Origin of the sequence: Rhodanobacter umsongensis (assembly GCF_042654965.1) — a bacterium.
Taxonomy (GTDB): domain Bacteria; phylum Pseudomonadota; class Gammaproteobacteria; order Xanthomonadales; family Rhodanobacteraceae; genus Rhodanobacter; species Rhodanobacter umsongensis.
Window position 1 is genome coordinate 161160 of record NZ_JBHSMK010000003.1, and the last position, 21279, is coordinate 182438.

Annotated in this window: 17 protein-coding genes; 3 read left to right on the forward strand and 14 right to left on the reverse strand. The window is 68.6% G+C overall.

All coding sequences use genetic code 11. The features are described from left to right. Nucleotides 1-6: 6 nt before the first annotated feature. The 8 genes from ACFPME_RS05980 to ACFPME_RS06015 form a co-directional block, all read right to left on the reverse strand. Nucleotides 7-1401 carry a sensor histidine kinase gene (locus ACFPME_RS05980; RefSeq protein WP_377303107.1) on the reverse strand — a complete coding sequence of 465 codons (1395 nt, stop codon included), beginning with the start codon at nucleotides 1399-1401 and terminating at the stop codon, nucleotides 7-9. Further along, complete coding sequence (locus tag ACFPME_RS05985; protein ID WP_377303109.1) at nucleotides 1398-2063, reverse strand: response regulator; 666 nt, start codon at nucleotides 2061-2063, stop codon at nucleotides 1398-1400. The genes ACFPME_RS05980 and ACFPME_RS05985 overlap by 4 nt, the downstream gene beginning before the upstream one ends. Before the next feature lie 131 nt (nucleotides 2064-2194). Next, nucleotides 2195-3421, reverse strand: a complete 1227-nt coding sequence (locus tag ACFPME_RS05990) for a CaiB/BaiF CoA transferase family protein (RefSeq protein WP_377303111.1) — start codon at nucleotides 3419-3421, stop codon at nucleotides 2195-2197. Nucleotides 3422-3531: 110 nt separating this feature from the next. Further along, entirely contained in the window at nucleotides 3532-5379 is a 1848-nt protein-coding gene (locus tag ACFPME_RS05995) for a glycoside hydrolase family 127 protein (protein WP_377303113.1), read from the reverse strand. Next, the gene (locus ACFPME_RS06000; protein ID WP_377303115.1) at nucleotides 5376-7541 is read right to left on the reverse strand and encodes a formylglycine-generating enzyme family protein; all 2166 of its coding nucleotides are present in this window, start codon (nucleotides 7539-7541) and stop codon (nucleotides 5376-5378) included. The genes ACFPME_RS05995 and ACFPME_RS06000 overlap by 4 nt, the downstream gene beginning before the upstream one ends. Nucleotides 7542-7572: 31 nt before the next feature. Then, nucleotides 7573-8889 (reverse strand): serine hydrolase domain-containing protein, encoded by a 1317-nt coding sequence (locus ACFPME_RS06005; RefSeq protein WP_377303117.1) that lies wholly within the window; start codon nucleotides 8887-8889, stop codon nucleotides 7573-7575. A 72-nt stretch (nucleotides 8890-8961) separates the two neighbouring features. Then, entirely contained in the window at nucleotides 8962-11202 is a 2241-nt protein-coding gene (locus ACFPME_RS06010; RefSeq protein WP_377303119.1) for a TonB-dependent receptor, read from the reverse strand. 284 nt (nucleotides 11203-11486) lie between these two features. Further along, the gene (locus ACFPME_RS06015) at nucleotides 11487-12368 is read right to left on the reverse strand and encodes a LysR family transcriptional regulator (RefSeq protein ID WP_377303121.1); all 882 of its coding nucleotides are present in this window, start codon (nucleotides 12366-12368) and stop codon (nucleotides 11487-11489) included. Nucleotides 12369-12524: 156 nt separating this feature from the next. On the opposite strand from ACFPME_RS06015, the gene ACFPME_RS06020 reads away from it, so the two are divergent. After that, nucleotides 12525-12836, forward strand: coding sequence for a phytanoyl-CoA dioxygenase family protein (locus ACFPME_RS06020; protein ID WP_377303123.1), 312 nt, complete (start codon nucleotides 12525-12527; stop codon nucleotides 12834-12836). A gap of 37 nt (nucleotides 12837-12873) precedes the next feature. Here ACFPME_RS06020 and ACFPME_RS06025 read toward each other — a convergent pair whose 3' ends face one another. The 6 genes from ACFPME_RS06025 to ACFPME_RS06050 all read right to left on the reverse strand — a co-directional run bounded on the left by ACFPME_RS06025 (nucleotide 12874) and on the right by ACFPME_RS06050 (nucleotide 19599). Then, a complete protein-coding gene (locus ACFPME_RS06025) occupies nucleotides 12874-15327 on the reverse strand; it encodes a sodium:solute symporter family transporter (protein ID WP_377303125.1) in 2454 nt (817 codons plus the stop codon). Then, nucleotides 15327-16184, reverse strand: coding sequence for an HpcH/HpaI aldolase/citrate lyase family protein (locus ACFPME_RS06030; protein WP_377303127.1), 858 nt, complete (start codon nucleotides 16182-16184; stop codon nucleotides 15327-15329). Before ACFPME_RS06030 ends, ACFPME_RS06025 begins: the two co-directional genes overlap by 1 nt. A 138-nt stretch (nucleotides 16185-16322) precedes the next feature. Further along, nucleotides 16323-17612: a S8 family serine peptidase gene (locus ACFPME_RS06035; protein ID WP_377303129.1), complete on the reverse strand. Its 1290-nt coding sequence runs from the start codon at nucleotides 17610-17612 to the stop codon at nucleotides 16323-16325. Beyond that, nucleotides 17609-18259 carry an anti-sigma factor family protein gene (locus ACFPME_RS06040; RefSeq protein WP_377303131.1) on the reverse strand — a complete coding sequence of 217 codons (651 nt, stop codon included), beginning with the start codon at nucleotides 18257-18259 and terminating at the stop codon, nucleotides 17609-17611. The genes ACFPME_RS06035 and ACFPME_RS06040 overlap by 4 nt, the downstream gene beginning before the upstream one ends. Then, nucleotides 18256-18840, reverse strand: coding sequence for an RNA polymerase sigma factor (locus tag ACFPME_RS06045; RefSeq protein ID WP_377303133.1), 585 nt, complete (start codon nucleotides 18838-18840; stop codon nucleotides 18256-18258). Before ACFPME_RS06045 ends, ACFPME_RS06040 begins: the two co-directional genes overlap by 4 nt. 72 nt (nucleotides 18841-18912) lie before the next feature. Next, nucleotides 18913-19599: a TorF family putative porin gene (locus ACFPME_RS06050; RefSeq protein WP_377303135.1), complete on the reverse strand. Its 687-nt coding sequence runs from the start codon at nucleotides 19597-19599 to the stop codon at nucleotides 18913-18915. Nucleotides 19600-20185: 586 nt separating this feature from the next. Here ACFPME_RS06050 and ACFPME_RS06055 point away from each other — a divergent pair. Then, nucleotides 20186-20623, forward strand: a complete 438-nt coding sequence (locus ACFPME_RS06055; protein WP_377303137.1) for a sugar 3,4-ketoisomerase — start codon at nucleotides 20186-20188, stop codon at nucleotides 20621-20623. Beyond that, entirely contained in the window at nucleotides 20608-21273 is a 666-nt protein-coding gene (locus tag ACFPME_RS06060; protein ID WP_377303139.1) for an acetyltransferase, read from the forward strand. Before ACFPME_RS06055 ends, ACFPME_RS06060 begins: the two co-directional genes overlap by 16 nt. Nucleotides 21274-21279: the final 6 nt, after the last annotated feature.

Below are 21279 nucleotides of genomic sequence, written 5' to 3' on the forward strand. Positions count from 1 at the left end.
CGCGATTCACGACGCCAGCGGGATCGCGACGCGCACCCGCAAACCGGTGCCGTGCGGCGAGTCCAGCAGCTCGATCGATGCGCCATGCAGTTGCGCGGCGCGCTGCACGATCGACAGCCCCAGGCCATAGCCGTCGCCGCGGCTGCCGGCTTCGCGATGGAAGCGCGCGAACACGGCCGCGCGGCGTTCCGCCGGAATGCCGGGGCCGTCGTCGATGACTTCCACGATGGCGTCGCGCCCGGCCTGGCCGATCGACAGCTGCACCTGCCCGCCGGCGGGCAGGTGGCGCAGCGCGTTCTCCAGCAGGTTGCGCAGCAGCGCCGCGAGCGCCGCCTCGTAACCCTGCACCATCACCGCGCGCGTCAGTGGCGCAAAGCTGAGCTCCACATCGCTTTCGGCGATCACCGGCGCCAGTTCCTCGATGACGGTCATCGCCACCGCGACCAGGTCGATGCTGCTGCGCTGACCCGATGCGGCGCCTGCCTCCAGCCGGGCCAGCGCCAGCAGCTGTTCGATCCGGCGCGCCAGACCGGCGATGCCGCGCTGGGCGTTCGCGAGGGTGGCGGCCGCCTCGGCCGGATCGATCGTGGCCATCGCGCTTTCAAGGTTGATCATGACCGAGGCCAGCGGCGTGCGCAGTTCGTGCGCCACGTCCGCGCTGAAACGGCGCTCGCGTTCGAGTGCATCCTCCAGGCGGGCGAGCTGGCCGTTGAGCGCGGCCAGCACGGGCTGCAACTCCAGCGGCGCGTCCCCCAGCACCACCGGCTCGTGGCTGCCCGGCTCCCTGGCGGACAAGGCCCGGGTCAGCGATTCGAGCGGACGCAGCCCGCGGCGCACTGCCCAGCCCACCAGCACGGCCAGCAAGGGCAGGCCGATCAGCAGCGGCAGGCTGTGTTCCAGCCAGAGGGCGCGGGTGATGTCGTGGCGGCTGTCGTAGCGCTCGCCGGTGCGAATGATCACGCCATCGGCGGCATCGGGCAGGGTAAACAGGCGCCAGCGGTAGACGCCCAGCCGCACGTCGCGGAACGCCGGGTCGCCGGTCATGGGCGGCGGCAATGCCGTCAGGTTGGTGGTCGCCAGCGTCACGTGCCCGCCGCGATCGATGATCTGGAATCCCACTTCGGATTCGAACGTGTCGCCGTGCATCTTTCGCGGGCTGACCGCACTGACCTCGATCGGCACCGGCGCGCCGTGGGCATCGCGGCCGCGCAGCGCGTTCATGCCGGCGTGCTCGACCAGCACCTGCAGCGTACGGGCGGACTGCGCCAGCCGCCCGTCGGACAGCTCGTCGACTTCGGTGATGGTTCGCCGGAAACTGAGCACGCCCAGCGGCAACAGCACCGCGATGAGCACCCCGATGATCAGCCAGCGCAACCGGGCATGCAGGCTGGCCAGCTTCATCGGGGCTCCCGCGGAATCATGTAGCCGAATCCACGCACAGTCTGGATCGTCTCGTAGCTCAGCTTGCGGCGCAGGGTATGGATCAGCACCTCCAGCGCGCTGCTGCCGACGATGTTGTCCAGCCCATACAGCGAGTTCTCCAGGCTCTCGCGGCGCACCAGCCGGCCCGCGCGCTCCATCAGGATCTGCAGCAGGGCGAATTCGCGCTTGGTCAGTTCCATCCGCTCGCCGCGGAACGTCACCTCCGACGTGCCCAGGTCGAGGCTGAGCGCGCCGGCTTCGATGCGATTGGCCGCCAGGCCCTGCGCGCGACGGGTCAGCGAGCGGATGCGCGCACCCAGCTCCTCTAGATGGAAGGGCTTGATCAGGTAGTCGTCGGCGCCGGCGTCGAGCCCGCGCACACGTGCATCCAGCCCATCGCGCGCGGTCATCACGATCACCGGTGTCGTGACATGGGTGCGGCGTGCCTCGATCAGCACATCCAGTCCATCCTTGCCGGGGAGGCCGAGGTCGAGCAGCACCAGGTCGGCGGTCTGGTCGCGCAGCGCGAGCAGCGCCTCGCGGCCATCGCGCAGCCAGCTGACCGTGTACGCAAGGCGCTCCAGCGCACGCTGGATCGCCGCACCGAGCTCGGGATCGTCTTCCACCAGGATGATGTGCATGCATGAACTCCCACGACTGCACCATGCCGATCATGGCAGCACCGCACCGACTCGCCGGAGATTATCCGGCGATCCGCTTACGAAGTGCTTAAGATCGAGGGGAGGTGGCGTGGGCAGGTGCTGCGGCGGGATCAATCCTTCGGGTTGCCGGGCGGCCTGTGCCGAGCGTGCCACTCGGCATCGATGGCGGCGATCACGGCCTCGGTGTCCTGGCCCAGCGCCGGTGCGGCGAAGGGCGCGGGTCCGGGAGTGCGCCCGAACCGGATCGACTGCGCCACGCCGCGATAGCGGCCTACCACCGGATGCTCGAACGTATCGATGATGCCCTGCGCCTGCACCTGCGGATGGTCGAACATGTCCTCGATCTGGCGGGCCGCGGCGCAGGGCACGTCGTCGCCGAAGATCGCCTCCCACTCCAGCGCGGTATGGGCGGCCAGCGCCTCGTGCAGTTTCGGCACGATCTCCGCAGAAAGCTGCGCGCGCTTGCGCACGGTGTCGTAGCGCGGGTCGTCGGCGAGCCCGGCGAGGCCGGTCTTCGCGCACAGCGCTTTCCAGAAACGCGACGTGTTGGCCGAGATGTAGATGTAGCCCGCACGCGCCGGGTGGATGCCGGTGACGCCGCCGGAACGCATGTCGCGGCCAATGTCGAGCGATTCGCCCTCCACCCAGATCATCCGCGCCGACTGCATGGTCAATGCCGCGCGCAGCAGCGACACGCCGACGAACTGGCCCAGCCCGCTGCGCTCGCGCTCGTACAGCGCCGACGACACGCCGGCGGCGAGCAGCGCGGCGGCGTAGTAGTCGACGACCGAGCCGTAGATGATCTCCGGTGCGCCGTCCCGCTTGCCCTGCAGCGTGCACATGCCGGTCATGGTCTGCAGCACCTGGTCGTAGCCGGCCTTGTCCTTCATCGGGCCGGTTTCCCCATAACCGGTGATCGCACAGTAGATCAGCCGCGGATTGGCCAGGTTGAGGCTCTCGTGGTCGATGCCCAGGCGCTTGGGCACGCCCGGCCGGAAGTTGTGCACCAGCACGTCGGCATCGCGCACCAGCTTGAGCAGGGCGGCGTGATCCTGCGCGCGCTTGAGATCGAGCACGATGCCGCGCTTGCTGCGGTTGACGCCGAGAAAGGCGCGGCTTTCGCTGGGCAGCGTCGATGGATACTGACGCAGGTTGTCGCCATCGGGCGGCTCGACCTTGATCACGTCCGCACCCTGGTCGGCCAGCAGCGAGCAGGCGTAGGGGCCGGCGATGTAGGCGCTCAGGTCGAGCACGCGCACGCCATCGAGCGGGCCGGACGAACCGTTGCGGGCTGCTTTCGACTCAGGCGGAAAGGTGTCCATGCGCTGCGCATCCACGAAGGGTCATCCTTCTTGCCGCAACCACTTTGCACCAGGCCCCGGCGAAGAAACAGGCGCGGTGGATATGTTCTGGCGCCACAAATTCTTGTGTGACGCGTGCATCGGCATCACGGTGCCGATTCCGGCGCGAGCTGCAGCCAGGTCAGCCGCCACGTGCCATCGACACGGCCGCCAGCGCCGAAATACGGCGCGAACACCAGCGGCGCGCGATAGCCCGGATCCAGCGAGATGCGCGGGATGCCGTCGTCCTGCGCGGGCAAGAGGGTCAGCCAGGCGTCCGGCGCCGTGGTGGGCAGGCGCAGGGTCTCCTCGATCTTGAAACCGTCGATCAGCCCGGTCGCATAGACCAGCGGGCCGCAGGTGATGGCGGCGTAGTCGAAGCGCAGCACCTGCTGGCGCACCGCGCTGCCGTCCGGCGCCAGCGATTCCTGCACGTTGCGGTTCACCGCCCGATGCAGCAGCGGGCGCATCGGGAACCGGGCCACGATCTCGTCGCCATCGTGCCACTCGCGCTTGATCACCGCGTAGTGGCCGGGTACTACCGCGATGCCGGCATCCTCGCCGCCGATGGCCAGGGTCGCGCCTTCGGCCCAGCTCGGAATGCGCAGCTTCAGCGCGAACCTCGCCGCGCGCTCGACCGATACGCGCAGGCGGATGTCGCCGGGATACGGATACGCGGTGCGCTGCGCGATGCGTACCGCACCGGCTTCGGGTAGCGCGAAATCCGTTTCGCCGGGCCCATAGATATGGACGGCTATATCGCGCTGGCCGCCGAGTGCGCAGGCGATGCCGGGCAACTCCTCCAGCGCCATCGCGCCGCTGGATTTGCAACAGCGCCAGTAGGTGGTGTGCACGCGGCGGCCGTTGGGAAACACGTAGTAGCACCAGTCCTCGCCGTCCGGGGCCTGCGCGCCGAGCAGGTCGTTGTAGGCGCTGCGTTCGATCTCCTCGGCGTAGATCGCCTCGCCGGTGATCGCGAGCAGCTCGCGATTCAACTGGATCCACGCCAGCGTCGAACAGGTCTCCACATAGCCATACGGGCTGAACACGCCGGCCGGATTGAACACCTCGCGCGAGCGATGCGCCACGCCGCCCCAGGGGCCGCCGCCGAGCGTGAGATGGTGCTCGCGGATGCTGCGCCAGGCGTGCTCCACCGCGCGGCGGTAGTCCGCGTTGCCGGTGGCGCGATGCAGCTTGGCCAGGCCGACCAGGTTCCAGGCCAGCTGGTAGGCCTTGCCGGTGGCGATCGCGGAGACGTCCGTGCCGGCCAGCGCGCGGGTGAGCAGGGCCAGTTCCGGGTGGCCGTCCGCCTGCTGCAGCACGCGTTGCGCCAGTCCGAGGTAACGCGGTTCGCCGGTGGCGAAGTACAGCTCGGCGGCCGGGTCCATCAGCACCGTCGCGGACAGGCCGTGGTGGTTGCCCAGCTCGGTGATGTCGATGCCGCCCTCAAACAGGGTGCGCCAGCACAGGTCGCCGATCCCGCGCGCCGCGTCGAGGTAGCGCGGCGCGGGGAAGTGCCGGTGCACTTCGAGCAGGCCGAGGATCAGGTAGGCGTGCGTCCAGATGTCCCAGGTGCGCACGCTGGGCGCGCCGTCCCAGCTGGCCGGCTTCGGCGGCTGCGGGCACATGAAGCGGCGGTCCGGCGCGTAGGTGCCGAGATAGCCGTCGTCCTCCTGGATCGACACCAGGTAGTCGGCGACGCGCAGCACGTTCGTGCGCAGCGCCGCATCGCCGCTGCGCGCGACCGCCTTCGCCGCGGCCACCAGCCACTTGCCGGCGTGCTCGCCGTACCAGTCGCCCTCGCGGTTTTCGTTGCGCCGCTCGGGCGCGAACAGCGCGATCGCCGGGCTGTGTTCGTCGACGATGAAATGCGCGAGCCGGCCGCGGAGGTTGGCGGCCAGCGCCTCACCGAGCAGGCCGCCGAGCTGCACGCGGGTCGGCGCTGCTTCGCTCATGCCGCATCCACCACGCAGCGGAAGCCGACGCAGCCGGAGCGGTCCTTGCACGGCGCCATCAGCAGGTACTTGCCGTGCTGGTCGAGCCGGTAGGCCTGCGGGAAGTACCAGTGCGAGGTCTGCGGCTGGTAGCTGCTGCCGCCGCGCAGGATCGCGGCGCGGGTGTGCTCGTCGGCGTACTCGTCGGTCCATTGCCAGACGTTGCCGACCAGATCCAGCACGCCGAACGGACTGGCGGCGGCAAGATGCACGTCGACGTCGTCCGGTGCGAGCAGCGTGCGGCTGCGGTTGATGGCGGGCACCATGGTTTCGTCCCACGTGTCGCCCCACGGATAGCGCCGGCCGTCGCCGCCCTGCGCGGCGTACTGCCATTCCCATTCGTGCGGCAGGCGCTTGCCGGCCCATGCCGCGTAGGCGCGCGCATCCTCGATGGCGACCCAGGTCACCGGCTTGTCGTCCCAGCCCGGCGGCGGTGCGTTATCGCGCCAGTGGCGCAGGAAGTTGTGCGGATCGCGCGGGCGCCAGCCGCTGGCGTCGAGGAAGGCGCGGAACTGCGCGTTGGTCACCGGCGTGCGGTCGATGAAGAATGCCGGCATCTGCAGCCGATGGCGATGGCCGCGGCGCGCACTGTCCTCCCACGGGTACTGCACGTCGTTGCCTTCCCAGGTCTGCCCCTCGATCTCGACGCCGCCGACCACGAAGTCGAAGCTGCCGGCGGGAATCGCCAGCATGCCGGGCGGTGCTTCAAAGGCAGGCCGCGTGGGCTCGATCGGCAGCAGTTGCTGCGGCAGCGAACGCCACTGGTTCGACAGCGACCCGAGCGGTACGGCGGAGCATTCGCGCATGCGCGCGAGGAAGGCGTCGAGACCGTCGATCGCAGCGCCGGGCGCCAGCGCCAGCAGCGCGCCGAAGCCGCGGCCCTCCAGCGCGAAGTCGAACACCGCGCGGTCGCCGTCCAGCCGCGGCTGCAGCGGCACGCCGTGCCAGGCGTCGTAGTACTGCGCCCCGTCGCGATGCGGCAGCGCGATCTGCTCGCCGGCCACCGTGTATTCGTGGCGGTTGACCAGGGTCCACAGCGTGTAGCCGTCGGCCGGAAAGCGGCTGGCGAACACGCCGGCCTGCAGCGTGCGCTCGTACGGGCGCCAGTCCATGCTGACCAGCGCGGGCGCGAACTGGCGCTCGATCGCGGCGATGCGGCGCAGCGTTTCCGCGTCGCGCGGGGTGAGCTGGTTCCAGATGCCCCAGACGTTTTCCCAGGCGTTGTAGCCGATGCCGTTGAAGAAGATGTATTGCAGGTCGTGGTTGCGGTCGCGGCCCCAGCGGTTCTCGTAGTTGATCATGTGGCGCGGCTCCAGCCACTTCCACTTGGCCACCGGCGGGATCACCTCGTTCGGCGCCTTCTTGCCCCAGCTCTGCACGTTCCAGATCAGCTGTTCCTCGGCGCTGATGGTGGATTCCGGCTGCAGCACGACCGGGCAGCCGAGCGCGTCGCAGGCGTCGAAGAACGCGCGCGGCACGCCGTTGTAGGTGTCGCCGTTGATGCCGTCGGCGCCGACCGCCTTGACCAGTTCGGCGATCGCCTGCCAGTCGTTCTGCTCCGGCTCGCGCGTGCCGTGGTCCCACGGCATGGTGGGCAGGAACACGCGCACGCCGCGGCGGTGGAAATCGTCCACCGCACTCTTCAGGCCGGCGAGGCCGCCGGGCAGGTCATGCGCCAGGTCAGTCTTGTTGCGGTCGTCAATGCCGATGTTGGGATAGACGAACCAGATCAGCACACTGTCGATACCGCCGAAGCGCGCCTCGAGATCGTCCAGGTAGCGGTCGACGGTGTAGCGGCCGGCGAGCGGATCGAAGAAGTAGCGATCCTCCACCATCATCTGCGCGTGCACGAAGTTGCGCTGTGCCCACTGCAGTTCGGGACGGCGGTAGTTGGCGTCGTCGTAGCCGATCCGGGCGAGATGTTCGCGGCGCCAGTCGGTGAGCTCGGCGACCCAGTCGTCGGCGCTGCCGTCGACGTCCATCTTCCAGTGGCCGATCTCGGCGAACGGCCAGCCCGGCGCCTTGCCCGGGGTGGGCAGGTAGCGGCCGGTGGTGACGTGCGAGAACTTGTATTCGTGCGTCACGCGCGGGGGGGCGCTGGGGGAATCGGGATCGGTGCTCATCGGTTGCTCGGTAAAGCCGGGTGGGGCGAGGTCATTGCAGCGCCTGGTAGACCAGATCGTAGAAGTTGCGGCTGATCCGCGGCAGGTCCTTGCCGCCATCCTCGCGCGGCAGGTATTGCAGCATCAGGATCGCCACCAGATGCTCGTGCGGGTCGATGGTGTAGTAGGTGGAGGCCGCGCCGGTCCAGCCGAACTGCCCCGGCGAGCCGAGCTGGCCGCGTTTCGCCGCATCGATCACCACGTAGCCGCCGATGCCGAAACCCTCGGCGTCGCTGAACTGGGTGACCGGCGGATCGAGCATGGTGAGGTGGTTGCGCAGCATCAGCTCCACCGTTTTCCTGCCCAGCAGGGTGTGGCCGTCCAGCGTACCGCCGTCGAGCAGCATCTGCGCGAAGCGCGCGTAGTCGCCGGCGGTGGAATACAGGCCGCCGGCACCGCTGGCGTAGGCATTCAGCGGTGCGCCGGGTTGCCGTGCGCTGGGTCCGTCGGCGATGCGCAGGCGGCCGTCCTTGCCCATCGTGGTGAGGTCGACCACGCGCGCACGCTGCGCCGCCGGCACGCTGAAGCCGGTGTCGCGCATCGCCAGCGGGTCGAAGATGCGCTGCTGCAGGAAGCTTTCGAACGACTGCCCGGAGACCACCTCGACCACCCGCGCCAGCAATTCCAGCGAGGCGCCGTCGTAGCCGAAGCGGGTGCCGGGATCGGCGGCCAGCGGCACGTGGCTCATGCGTTCGGCGAAGCCGCGCAGGTCGGCCGCGCCGTGCGGGTCGATGCGCTCCATCAGCGTGACCGCCAGCCCGTCGCCCTCGAGGCCGGCCGGATAACCCGCGGTGTGGGTGAGCAGCGCGTGCAAGGTGACCGGCTTGTCGGCCGGCCGCAGCTTCGGTGCGTCGATGCTGCCGCCGATCAGCACCTGCGGCGCGGCGAAGCCGGGCAGGTAGCGCGACAGCGGGTCCTCCAGCGTGAGCTTGCCTTCCTCCACCAGCATCATCACCGCGACCGAGGTCACCGTCTTGGTCATCGAGTAGATGCGGAAGATCGCGTCCCTGCGCATCGGCTCGCGCCGCGCGAGGTCGCGATGGCCGTAGGCCTGCCAGTCCACGAGGCGGCCGTTGCGCGCCACCAGGGTGACGCCGCCGAGGTAGCCGTCGTCGCCGGTGGCGTGGCGCATGTAGTCGTGCAGCCGCTGCAGGCGCGCCGAGGAGACGCCCTGCGCCTCGGGGCGGGAATCCGGCAGCGGCGTCGACGCCGCGGCGGCTTGCGGCAGCGCCGCGCACAGCAACACCGCCGCCAGCAGCCTGGACCAGGCGGTGTTCCTGCGGACAGGGGTGCTGCGTACTTCGATCATCGGGGGTCCTCGCCGCGGTCGCGCCGCCATCGGGGAGGCGAGGCGGCGCGACCGGCATACGTCACGTCGGGATCAGAACGTGATCGTATACGTCAGCGAAGTCATGCGGCCACGACCGGCCCAGTAGTTCTGGTAGCCGGCGAGTTGCGACCAGCTCAGCACGTACTGCTTGTCGAACAGGTTCTCCACGCCGAGCGACAGCTTGCCGTAGCGCGCCATGTCGTAGTTCACGCCCAGGTCGAACAGCGTGTAGCCGTGGGTCTGCTCGTTGTAGCTGTAGGCCCTGCCGTCATAGGCGCGCGTGTCGCTGCCGGTGAGGTGGCGGCCGAACAGCGAGGTGAAGCCCAGCGTGGCGTCCGCATTGGGCAGGAACTTCCAGGTCAGCGCGGCGGCGAACTTGTCCGGGTTGATGTCGAGCACGCCCATCGGCTTGTTGAGGCCGCCGGCCGGATACCTGCCTGCCGCGTCGGCGGACCAGAACGAGGTCTTGCCGGTGATGTGCGAGTACAGGCCGGTGACTTTCCACTGCTCGTCGAAGCGCCATTCGGCGGTGGCTTCGGTGCCCTCGATGCGTACCGGCGCGCGCGACAGGATGAAGTCGTTGGTTGCCGGATTGATCGTCAGCGAAGCGCCGAACGGCGACTTGGAGATGTAGTGGGTGGCACCGAACGAGGCGTGCTCGCCGCGCCAGTTGAAGCCGATTTCGTTGTTCTTGTAGATGATCGCACCCAGGTCGCTGATGCGGTCGACGGACTGCCCCGGCACGTTGATGTTGCGCAGGGGGATGCCGATGTTGGGCAGGGTGAAACCTTCGCTGTACGCCGCGTAGACCGACCATTCGTTGCCGATGCGCCAGATCGCGCCGAGGTTCTTCAGGTTCTCGGTGTACTTCACGCCGCCGCCCTGCACGAACACGCGGTTGTTGTAATAAGTCGAGGTGTAGCTGTCGACGGTGAGCTTGTCGTTCTCGCGCCGCAGCCCGCCGCTCAGGGTCACCGGGCCGATGTCCCACGACAGCTGCGCGTAGGGCGCGGTGCTCTTGTAGTTCATCGGCGGCACCCACAGCCGGTTGGTCAGCGCCAGCCGCTGCTGGGCCTGGTCCTTGCCGAAGTCGATACCGGTGTGCAGCTCCAGGCCGGTCACGTTGAACAGGTCCGAGCGCGTCCAGGAGGTGCGGATGCCCTTCTTGTGCGAGTCGATCTCCGACTGCTCCCACAGCGTGCCCAGCGGTGCGAACAGCGGGTCCTGCTTGGCCGGGTCGAGCTCGGGCAGGTAACGCATCGCCTGGTCGGCCTTGTAGACGTTGATGTCCAGCGAGCCGCCGAAGAAGTCGCTGTGGCTGTATTCGAGGCTGTACTGCTTGAAGTCGTTGAACGCGGACTTGGAGCCGTAGATGTGCCCCTTCTCGGAGGTGTTGGTGCGCGGCACGTCGCACGGCGGATCGTCGTCCGGGCCGCGGCAGCCGAGCACCTGGATGTAGTTGCCCTTGCCCTCGATCTTGAAGCGGCTGTAGGTCGCCTGCAGGCGCTGGGTGCTGCCTTCGCCGAAGTTGAAGCCGCCCTTGAGGAACAGGTTCTTCGAAGTGGAATCGGCCAGCGAGCCGCTGGTGTTCATGCCGATGCGGCGGCCGTTGCCGTCGTAGGAGATGCCGCGGTCGATGTACGAGGCGGCCATCAGCAGGTCGTAGGCATCCTGCTTGGCGGCGAAGGTGAGGCCGGTCTTCCAGCCTTCGCTGCCGCCGCGCCCCTGGGTCTGGTAGCGCGTGGTGATCGTGGTCTCGGTGCCTTGCTTGGTCGGCACCTTCGAGATGTAGTTGATGATGCCGCCGGCGGCGCCGATGCCTTCGGAGGCGGACGGACCGTTGATCACCTCGACGCGGCCGATGATGCCCATGTCGGTAAAGGTGCCGTTGCGGGTGCCCTCCCGCAGCGGCGAGCCCTGCGGGATGCCGTCGAACAGGCGCAGCGGGATGCGTCCGCGCAGCGTTTCGCCGGTATTGCTCATCGCCTGCGAGGATTCGGCGTAGCCGGGCACGGTGCGCGCCAGTACCGCGGTGGCATCTTCGGTCACCAGCAGGGTGTGCTGGATTTCTTCCTTCGAGATCACGGTGATCGCGCCGGGAATTTCATCGACCGACTTCGGGCTGCGCGTACCGGTGACGATGACCTGGCCCAGGTTGACGGCCTTGTCCTTCTTGGCGTCCTGCGAGGTACCCGTGTCGCTGGCGGGCGCGGCGTCCTGCGCGTGCGCGCTGCCGGCAATGGCATAGACGAGCAGGATGCTGCTGATCGCTGCAGAAAGTGGCTTGATCATGGTATGTCTCGCGGTTGTGCTTGGTGGCGGTGGGCTGGCCGACGTGGCGCGCCCGGTGCATAGCGGTGTGACGCATCGGAAGCCATGCCATCGGCTCCGTCCGGATGGCGCCGTTCCCCCGGCGCCGCGAAAGCCTTGGTCCCCTTTCGAGCGAGCCTATGCGCTTCGCCGCGCGGGTAGAACCGTCGCGGACTATGTTCAGAGACTAGTTTTTGTTGCTTACGGCGCACGCGGAAATCTGCGGCGACGCAGCATCGCGGCGCAGGCGGATGCCGTGCGCGGACTCAGCCCGGACGTTCCAGCATCGCCTTGCGGCTTTCCTGCAGCAGCACGGTGACCAGCCGCACGCGCACGCTCGAGCGCGACCAGACGATGCCGATGCGGCGCGGCACCGAGGCCGTGGGTAGCGGGATGCGCGCCAGCTGCAGTCCCTCCGGCCAGGGGCGCGCCCAGTCGGGCACCAGCGATACGCCGAGCCCGCGATCGACCATCACGGCGATCGCGTTGAGCGCGTTCAGTTCGAAGCGTTCGCGCGGCACGATGCCGTGGGCGCGCAGGTACTCGTCGGCCTGGCGGCCGCCCCACTGGTTGCGGTCGTAGCGGATCAGCGGCTGCGTTGCCAGCAGCACGTGCGGATCCTCGCCGGCCATGCTCTTCGGCGCCAGCACGATCAGCGGCTCCTCGCGCAGCAGCAGCCATTCGCAGGTCTTGGGCAGCGCGAACGGCGCCTGCAGCACCACCGCCGCATCGAGGTCGCCCGCCTCCACCGCGCGATAGAGCTCGGCCGAATAGCCCGGCTTGATGAACACGTTGATCTGCGGAAACGTCTCGACCATGCGCGCGAGCACGTCGGGCAGCAGGCCGGCCAGTGCGGTGGGGCAGGCGCCCAGGCGAAGCTCGCCGGAGACCCCGTTCTCGTTCGCGACGCTGCGCAGGTCGGCGACGTTGCGCAGCAGGTCGCGCGAACGCTGCAGGATGCGCGAACCTTCCTCGGTCACGCTCACCGTGCGGCCGACGCGGGCGATCAGGGTGGCGCCGATCTCGCGCTCCAGCGTGCGGATCTGCTGCGCCACCGCAGCCGGCGTGATGTTCAGCACGCGCGCGGCGGCCGCCATCGAACCCTGGTCGACGATGGTGATGAAGGTATGCAGGAACTGGGTGTCCACGGCGTCTCGCTAGGCAGGTGCGGCAGTTCGCATGATGGGCCAAAGCGGCATGGCAGACATCACTTTCGCAACGGTTTGAAGATTGCCGGACGCTTTGCCTGCTGCGGCTGCCGGCGAACAATGCAGCGACGCCGTGAGCAGCCCCTGGAGCCAGCCATGCACTATCCCGTCGCCAGCGAAGCGCAGCTCGCCTTCTTTCGCGAACACGGCTACCTGGTGGTGCGCGACGCGATCCCGCAGGCCGCCCTCGACGAGATCGAGGCGCACTGCGACACGCTCATCGCCGAGAAGGACCTCCTGGCCAACGACTGGGCGTGGGGCGCGAAGGAGGAGCGCGATCGGCGCTCGTTCCGCATCGTGCAGTCCTCGCCCTCGTACGTCTGGGCGGCGGACATCGCCACGCAACCGTACCGGCAATGGCTGGCCACGTTCGCCAGCCGCCTGATGCAGCGCGAGATGGCGTTCTGACGAAACCCTTCCGGGTGCGGCATCCGCCGGCCGCGCTTCATTCATCGCGACCGGCGCGGTCGGCGTAGATGGTCAGGCCCTTCAGCGAGCGCCTGGGCGCCGGGAAGAACAGGCTCGCCAGGTAGCCGATCACGATGCACAGCAGGATCGAGATCGCCAGATAGAAGTACGGATGCACCAGCTTGAACCACCACGCCACCAGGGTCAGGCAGATGCTTGAACCGATGCCGATGGCGACGCCCGGCGAGTTGGCGCGGCGGGTGAACATGCCGAGCGTGTAGGCACCGGCGAAACCGCCGCCCAGCAGCCCGGCCAGTTCGATCGACACGTCGAACAGCGAGTGCACGTCGAAGCGCGACAGCAGCAAGGCGAGGCCGATGCCGGTCAGTCCCACCGCGATCGTCATCAGCTCGGCGAAGAACACGCTCTTCTTCTGCGTCGGGTCCTTCACCAGGCGATCGTAGAAATCCACCGAGATCAGCGTCGCCACGCTGTTCATGATGCCCGACAGCGTCGCCATCGCGGCGGCGAAGATGCCGGCGATGATCAGTCCGGTCACGCCCATCGGCAGTTCCGCCGCGATGAACAGCGGGAACGTGGCATCGATCGGCAGCAGCGGATTCATCCGTTCCGGGTGCGTCTTGTAGAACACGAACATCGCGGTGCCGATCATGTAGAACACGAATCCGCCCGGGATCATGATCGCCGCGAACATCCAGATCGAACGCCCGGCCTCCTTGTCCGACTTCGTCGACAAGGTGCGCTGCATCAGCACCTGGTCCTTGGGAAACGTCAGCACCACGTCGAACAGCACCAGGAACAGGAAGCCCCACACGGTGGCCTTGGTGAGGTCGAAGCTGAAGTCGAACAGGTGCATCTTGTTCTCGGCCATCGCCGTGGACATGAATTCGCCGACGCCGCCGTGCAGGCCCCAGATGATGAAACCGATGGCGAAGATGGCGCCGCCCATCTTCACGATCACCTGCACGAAGTCGGTCCAGATCACGGCCTTCATGCCGCCCATCGCGGTGTAGATGATGGTGAAGCCGCCCATCAGGATCACGCTCCAGGTGACGCCGATGCCGGTGATGGTGGCGATCGCCAGCGCCGGCAGGAACAGGATCACGCTCATGCGGCTGCCGAGCTGGGTGAGGATGCACAGCGCGCTGGCCAGCATGCGTATGCTGGGGTGGAAACGCGTCTCCAGATACGAGAACACCGACATCAGGTCCAGCCGGCGCAGCAGCGGCACGATCCATACCGCGACGAACATCAGGCCGAACACTGCGATCAGGTTGTTGGTGAGGTACTGCCAGTTGCTTTCGAAGGCCTTGGCCGGGATCGCGATGAAGCTGATCGAACTGGTGTTGGCGGCGTACAGGCTCACCCCCGCGGCCCAGTAGGGGATGGTGCGGCCGCCGACAAAGAAATTGGACGTGGAATTGCGTTTCTCGCGCAGATAGAAGAACAGGCCGATACCGATCATTCCCGCGAGATAGACCACGATCACGATCCAGTCGAGCCACCTCAGCAACAGCGTGGTGGACTGCACGCGCGCATAACCGAAGTCGATGCGCTGGCCATCGGCATGACGCTGCGCCCAGAACAGGCCGTCGGTCCAGGCGCCGGTCGCGATCGCGCCGCTCGGCGCGGCACCCGGCAGCACGGCCCAGGCGCTGGTGATGATCTGGAAGGTCATCAGCTTGGTCGAGGCGGCATCCTCCACCAGGTACAACACATTGGCCTGTCCCAGCGCATGCCCGGAACCCGGCAGCACGCGGCCGGGCACGCGGCCGCGCTCGGTCCAGCCCTTATCGGCGGTCCAGCGCAGCAACCGCTCCGCGGCACCGGCCCCGTCGGGCACGGTGATGAACACGGCCGAGGACTGGGCGACCAGGGACGTCGGCGCTACGCCACCTGGCCATCCGCCGGTCGCGATCCACTGCGGGCGTTCCGCATTCGTCTGCAGTTGCAGCAGCCGCGCGCCGCCGTCCGCGCCGATGCCAGCGATGGACAACGTGTCGTTCGACCACGTTCCGCGCGCGTCGTGCAGCGGCTCGGGCAGGGCTGGCAAAGGCTGCAACTGCAGCGTGTCGGCGCGCAGGCGCAGCCGGGCCACGCCGGTCGTGTCGTGCGCGCCGGGGGGCGCAGTCAGCACCCAGGCCTGCGTGCCGCCTTCGACGATGGCGTCCGGCATGAGGGATGTGGCGGTTGGCCACGTCAGCCGCCGCCAGGTCTGCCGTGCATCATCGAGACGCCAGGCTTCGCCGTCGGCGATGACCAGCGGCTGGCCGTTGACGAGGGCGATGGCACGCGGCGCCGCCGTCGTTGCCAGTGGCGGCAGCTGTCCGGCGTGCACGGGCGCCAGGCTCTGCGCGTGCAGCGGCGCCACTGCCATGAAGAAGAGGGTGGCGCACAGCATCCCACGCGCATGGCGCCACGCCGATCGGGCAGCCGACAGCGCGGTGGCGCAGCGACGGCGGGCGTGCATCAACCTGCCCGGCGCGTGGCGGCGAGCAAGGCCTGCGCGCGTTTCAGGAACGGCAGATCGATCATGCGGCCGTCCACCACGAAGGCGCCGCGCGATTGGGCCTGGGCCGCCTGTGCGGCCTCGACGATCCGCCGCGCCTGCACAAGCTCGGCTTCCGAGGCGGCGAACGCCGCGTTCGCCAGCGCCACCTGGCGCGGATGGATGCAGCTCTTGCCGATGAAGCCGAGCCGTCGCGCCATGTGCGCTTCCTCGCGGTAACCCGCCTCGTCATCGACTGCGGCGAAGGCGCCGTCCATCGCAAACACGCCGGCCTGTGCCGCGGCCATGCGCAGGGCGAACATCGCCGCGTGCACGTTGCGCGGATCGGCGCGGTCGATGCCGTGGGGCTCGAACAGGTCACCCAGGCCCAGCTGCAATCCCGCCACGCGCGGATGCGCGCCGGCGATGCGGGCTGCCGCAGCCAGTGCAGCGGGCGTCTCGATGGTCACCAGCAGGCCGAGCGGGTGCCCCACCGCATTGGCCCGCTCGGCCCGTTCGATCATGGCGATGGCGCCGAGGAGAGCCTGCGCCGATTCGATCTTGGGCAGATTGAGCAGGGTGACCCCGGGGCGGACGATGGCGGCAAGGTCCGCCGCGAAATGCGGCGAATCCGCCGCGTTGGTGCGCACGATGATGAGCTTGGCCGCCTGCGCCACGGCCGCGCCGGCGACAAAGTCCGCCACCGCCTCGCGCGCTTCGGCCTTGCGCGCCTCGGCGACCGCGTCCTCCAGGTCGAACGACAGCGCATCGGCCTCGCCAGCCAGCGCCTTGGCGAACAGTTCCGGTCGCGCACCGGGCACGAACAACTTGCTACGCACGGGGTCGCCCGCCGATCGTCTTCCTCGTCATGGGCACCAGTGTGCGGCAAGCCTTTCGCCGAATCGAGCCGGCCCGACATGTTCAAAAGATAGTTTTTCTATCGAGGGCAGCCACTGCCGGCCCGTGCTCGCGGGTGATCAACGCGTGGCTTGCTGCTTTCCGCGCAGCGCTTCCACGGCCGACGCCGCGTTGACCTGCAGCATGCCGTCGGAGACTTTGCTGCTGCGCAGCAGGAGCTGGTGGATCGCATGCGCGTCCAGCCGCGGGGAGAGCGACAGCAGCAGCGCCGCGATGCCGCTCACGTGCGGCGCCGCCATGGACGAGCCGGAGGTGAAGTCGTAGCCGCCGCCCGGCTGGGTGGTCAGGATGTCGTTGCCGGGCGCGCTCACCACGCCGGGCAAGGCGGCCGCGACGTCGCTGACGCGGACCGCGATGACGCCGGGCGCATCGACGGGAAATCCGTCGACGCTGCCGTCGGGCGGCATCGCGGCGACCACGATGCGGCCGTCTTCCAGGATATGCACGAGCAGCTTGTCCAGCAGCGGATCGGCGGGGCCGCCCAGGCTCAGGTTGACGATGCGCGCATCGGTGTCGATGATCGCCGCCAGCGCCTTGGCCAGCGTGAAGGTGTTGCAGCGCGCGCCGGCCTGCGCGGCGGCCGGATACCAGCACGCTTTGTAGATGCTGAGCGTGGCCTTGGGCGCCATTCCCACGATGCCGCGGTGATTGTCGCCGTCGGCGGCGATGACGCCCGCCACTTCCGTGCCATGGCCATCGCGGTTGAACGTCGCCGCATTGCCATCGACCATGTTGTGCATGTCATGGATGCGTCCCTGCAGATCGGGATGCGCTGCGTCGACGCCGGTATCGACGATCGCCACGCGCACGCCGTCGCCCTCGCTGAACCGGTGCGCGAGCGCCGCATCGGTTTCGATGAAGCCGCGCTGGAGGGTGGTGTAGGGGTCGTTGTCCTGTGGCGCGGGCGGTCCGCTCGTGTAGACGGAGTAATCGTGCAGCGGCTGCGCGAGCTGCACCCGGTTGTCCCCGGCGAGTGCGTTGAGCAGCGCTTCCCGCGACATGCCCGGCGGCGGCTTCAGCACCACGCAGTACAGCTCCAGCGCCTTGATCGGCCAGCCGGTGACTTCGCGCATGCCGTAGCTGCGCTTGAGCGCCTCCAGGGTGGCGGCCGCGCGCTGCCCGGCGCCGTAGAATTTCGACGGGGCATAGCCGAGCAGGCTGGAGCCGGCGTGCATCGCGGGTGGATCGATCGGATTGGCGACGGCCAGCACGATGTCGCGCTGGCTGTCCATCGACGCTGCGCCGACGAGCGCCGCGCGGCCAGGGTCGGCCGACGGCGCTTTCGGCGGCGCGGTGGCGCATGCGCTCAGCGCCGCGGTGGCTGCGAGCAGGAGGAAGGCGCGCTTCATGGCGTGCCGGCGACGGGCTCCGCCAGCCGGATGCCGCGCGTGGCGCGCAACTGCCGCAAGGCGCGCGACGCTGAAGCCGAACCCGGGCCCGCGGGCACGACGGTGTAGGCACCGACGTCGTTGGGGCCACCCACCACCTTCAACTGCAGCGCATGCAGCAACGCGTTCCAGTCGGCGACGGACATGGCCGCGTCGGGTACCACGCGGATCGTCCCCGCGACCGCGGGTGCGGGTGCCTCGCTGAGGGTGCGGTACGAAGGGCTGTTGTCCGCCGACCACAGCTTCACGCCCAGCGCACCGATGCCGAGTGCCTGCAGCAGCACCACCGCGACCAGTGCCCGGTTCAGCCAGCTTCCCGAGCGTGCGCCGGAACGCAGCGGCGCGGGCTCGGCTTGCGGTTCGGGCATGTCGAGCCGCGCCAGCAGGCGGGCCAGGCCCACGTTGGCATCGACCGAGACCTCGGGCGGCAAGGTCATCGCCCGGCGCAGGCGGCTTTGCTGCGCAAACTCGGCGCGGCAGGCCGCGCACTGCGCCAGGTGCGCCTGCAGCCATTCGGCCTGCGCGGGCGTGGCGCTGTCCTGCAGCACCCAGGGCATCGCTTCCCAGGCGCGCAGGCAATCCCGGTCGGAACTTACCGGGGTCGTCATGGCTGCTGCTCCTTATGGATGGGTGCGTCTCCCGCCAGGGCGGGCAACACGTTGCGCAGCTTCACGCGCGCGTGGAACAGCCGCGCCTTCACGGTGCCCACCGGGCACTGCATGATGACCGCGACTTCGTCCAGGGTATGGCCGACGCCGTAGACCAGTTCGATCACGACACGCTGGTCCGCCGACAGGCGAGCGAGCCCCTTGCCCAGCCAGTCGCGCAATTCGCGGTCTTCGTCCAGGTCATGCGCGGGCGTGCGCCGTTCGGGCATGGCGTCGTCCTCGACCGGCTCGTCGCCGTGCTGCCGCAGCGCCTTCAGGCCGCAGCGATAGGCGATGCCCATGAGCCAGGTGGATACGCGCGAGTCGCCGTGGAAGCTGCCGGCTTTCTGCCAGGCGATCCACAGGCAGTCGTTGATGACCTCCTCGATGACGTCGGGGCGCCGCGTCAACCGCGCGAGAAAACGACAGAGCCGGCCGTGATAGCTGCGGTAGAGCACCTCCAGCGCAACGCGATCGCCCGCCGACATGCGCTGCAGCAGCTGGCGGTCGGTGACATCGGCATCGATATCGGCGTCGTTCATGGGTTCGGATGAATCCGCTTCAGGGGCCCGCTACGTGAGTACCGCATCGGCGCGGGAAGGTTGCTCTCTCCATCAAAAGGAACGCGATACCGTGGCGACCCAGGGCGAGGCGTCCTGGTAGCTCCACTGCCGGCGCGTTGCCGGGTCGGCGAAGATGCGGTCCAGCTCGATTCGCCAGGGTCCGTCGCCCCACAGCAGGCCGACGTGGCCGTAGTGGGTCAGCCCCGTGCGGGCCTGGCCGCGGGTTCTCCAGTAACCGTAGCGCCGGGGCCGGTACGACGCGCCCAGGGACTGGGCGACGCCGGTCCCGGCGGAAAACGAAAAGCGCCCCGCCAACGGCCAGTGCAGATTGACGTCGGCCGCGCCGCGCGGCCGGTGGCCGTCCGGCCCCAGCACGTAGATGGCCGACAGTCCCACGGTGAGCACGTCCCGGTAGGTTCCGCCGAGCCCGGTCTCGATGCGGTCGGAAGCGCCGTACCGGGTCGTGCCCGGATACCGGTAATAGAGCAGGCTCGCCTGCAGCTGCCAGTCGCTGGACAGCGACCAGTGACGCGATAGCTGGGCCAGCGCCTCGACCAGGCGTCCCGGGGAATGCGCGGCGGCGCCTGCCGACACCCCCAGCGACCAGCCTGTCGGAAACGTCCAAGCCGCTGCACCCTGCAGGATCGGCGTATGGCCGGTGATCGCCTGGCCCCGATCGAACAGTTGCGAGCTGAGCGCCACGGTGCTGCTGAAGGTGGTCGATTGTGCGTGCAGCACCAGCGGAAGGCCGCCGCCGATGACCCATGCGAGGGCAAGAACCGCACATCTGCAAGCGCCGCTGCCGATGGCCCGCGCAAGGCGATGGGAGCGGGCAGGACGACCGCGCGGGTCGGCCGCTGTGCAGGGGAAGCGAGAGTCCTTCATGAGCGAGGCATCGGTTCACCTTCGAGCGATCAGTGCTGCCGACCCTTGTCCACGTCGGTGCCGTTCGATCGGCACGGGCCAGGGAAGGCCATCAGCCGACCGAGCCAGGGCGGGTGGCGGGATCGCCCAGCTCCCCGGCGTTCGGCGGGGCCATCGTATTTCATTTTGGCGCCGGGGTTGGGCCTGCCTTGCCGGTTGCCGTTGAAGGCGCAGCCGCTCCGGTGTCCAGGCCCGCGCGCTGCGACCGCGCGAAGCATCCGAACAGGCGCAGCAGGCGCGGCCTCCTGCGCGCAGGCGAAGGCCGCTGGTGCGATGAGAACTTGTCCTGCGCGCTTGCGTGCCCGCGGCCATGGCGACGGCGCCGACGCAACCTTCCATCGGCCACGCGGCACTCAATGGACGGGTGGGTCGTCTTCGGAATCACAGCCTGGCCTCGAACATGGAAATCGAACGAATCCAGTTGCAGAAGCATGGCGACAACCGCGGCATGCTCATCGCGTTGGAACAGGACCGCAACGTGCCTTTCGAGATCCGTCGCGTGTATTACCTGTTCGCCACGAAGAGCGGCGTGCATCGAGGCCGGCACGCGCACCGCCGGCTCAACCAGCTGGCGGTGACGGTGCGCGGCTCGGTCACCTTCCTGCTGGACGACGGCAGTGGACCGGTGGCGGTGGTGCTCAACGACCCTTCGCAGGGGCTGCTGCTCGGCCGGATGGTGTGGCGCGAGCTGTACGACTTCAGCGAGGACTGCGTGCTGATGGTGCTGGCCGACCAGCTGTACGACCGGAACGACTACATCACCGACTACGCCGACTTCCTGCGCGAGGTCAACGGGGCCATGTACCCGCAGGACGTGGCCGCATGTCTCGGCCGCTAGTCCTCGTCGGCGCGGGCGAGTTCGCGCAGATCGCCTGCGAGTACTTCGAGCACGACAGCGAGCATGACGTGGTCGCCTTCAGCGTCGAGCGCGATTACCTCACGCAACCGTTGCTGGCGGGACGCCCCGTGGTGGCCTACGAGACACTCGCGGTGGACTACCCGCCCGCCGACGTCGACCTGTTCGTCGCTGTTCCGGCCAGCCAGCTCAATCGCGTGCGCACGCGCTTCTACCAGGATGCCAAGCGCAAGGGCTATCGCTTCGCCAGCTACGTCAGTACGCGCGCGTTCGTGTGGCGCAACGCCGAGGTGGGCGAGAACAGCTTCATCTTCGAAGGCAACGTCATCCAGCCCTTCGTGCGCATCGGCGACAACTGCATCCTGTGGAGCGGCAATCACGTGGGCCATCGCACGGTGGTGCACGACAACGTGTTCGTCGCTTCGCACGCGGTTATCTCGGGCTACTGCGAAATCGGGCAGGGCAGCTTCATCGGCGTGAACGCCACCTTCAACGACCACGTGAGGGTCGCGCCGGACAACGTGATCGGCGCGGGCGCGCTGGTCACGCGCGATACCGAACCGGGCCGGATCTACGTCGGCTCGCCGGCCAAGGCGGTACCTGGCAAATCCAGCCTCGACGTGAGGCTTTGAAGAACG

Bases quoted from the DNA above. Each gene is read 5' to 3' on its own strand.
- ACFPME_RS06045 (WP_377303133.1), bottom strand. From the start codon at position 18,840: ATGAACGACGCCGATATCGATGCCGATGTCACCGACCGCCAGCTGCTG.
- ACFPME_RS06025 (WP_377303125.1), bottom strand. From the start codon at position 15,327: ATGCACGCCCGCCGTCGCTGCGCCACCGCGCTGTCGGCTGCCCGATCG.
- ACFPME_RS06010 (WP_377303119.1), bottom strand. From the start codon at position 11,202: ATGATCAAGCCACTTTCTGCAGCGATCAGCAGCATCCTGCTCGTCTAT.
- ACFPME_RS06005 (WP_377303117.1), bottom strand. From the start codon at position 8,889: ATGATCGAAGTACGCAGCACCCCTGTCCGCAGGAACACCGCCTGGTCC.
- ACFPME_RS06020 (WP_377303123.1), top strand. From the start codon at position 12,525: ATGCACTATCCCGTCGCCAGCGAAGCGCAGCTCGCCTTCTTTCGCGAA.
- ACFPME_RS05985 (WP_377303109.1), bottom strand. From the start codon at position 2,063: ATGCACATCATCCTGGTGGAAGACGATCCCGAGCTCGGTGCGGCGATC.
- ACFPME_RS05980 (WP_377303107.1), bottom strand. From the start codon at position 1,401: ATGAAGCTGGCCAGCCTGCATGCCCGGTTGCGCTGGCTGATCATCGGG.
- ACFPME_RS06060 (WP_377303139.1), top strand. From the start codon at position 20,608: ATGTCTCGGCCGCTAGTCCTCGTCGGCGCGGGCGAGTTCGCGCAGATC.
- ACFPME_RS06035 (WP_377303129.1), bottom strand. From the start codon at position 17,612: ATGAAGCGCGCCTTCCTCCTGCTCGCAGCCACCGCGGCGCTGAGCGCA.
- ACFPME_RS06000 (WP_377303115.1), bottom strand. From the start codon at position 7,541: ATGAGCACCGATCCCGATTCCCCCAGCGCCCCCCCGCGCGTGACGCAC.
- ACFPME_RS06055 (WP_377303137.1), top strand. From the start codon at position 20,186: ATGGAAATCGAACGAATCCAGTTGCAGAAGCATGGCGACAACCGCGGC.
- ACFPME_RS05995 (WP_377303113.1), bottom strand. From the start codon at position 5,379: ATGAGCGAAGCAGCGCCGACCCGCGTGCAGCTCGGCGGCCTGCTCGGT.
- ACFPME_RS06040 (WP_377303131.1), bottom strand. From the start codon at position 18,259: ATGACGACCCCGGTAAGTTCCGACCGGGATTGCCTGCGCGCCTGGGAA.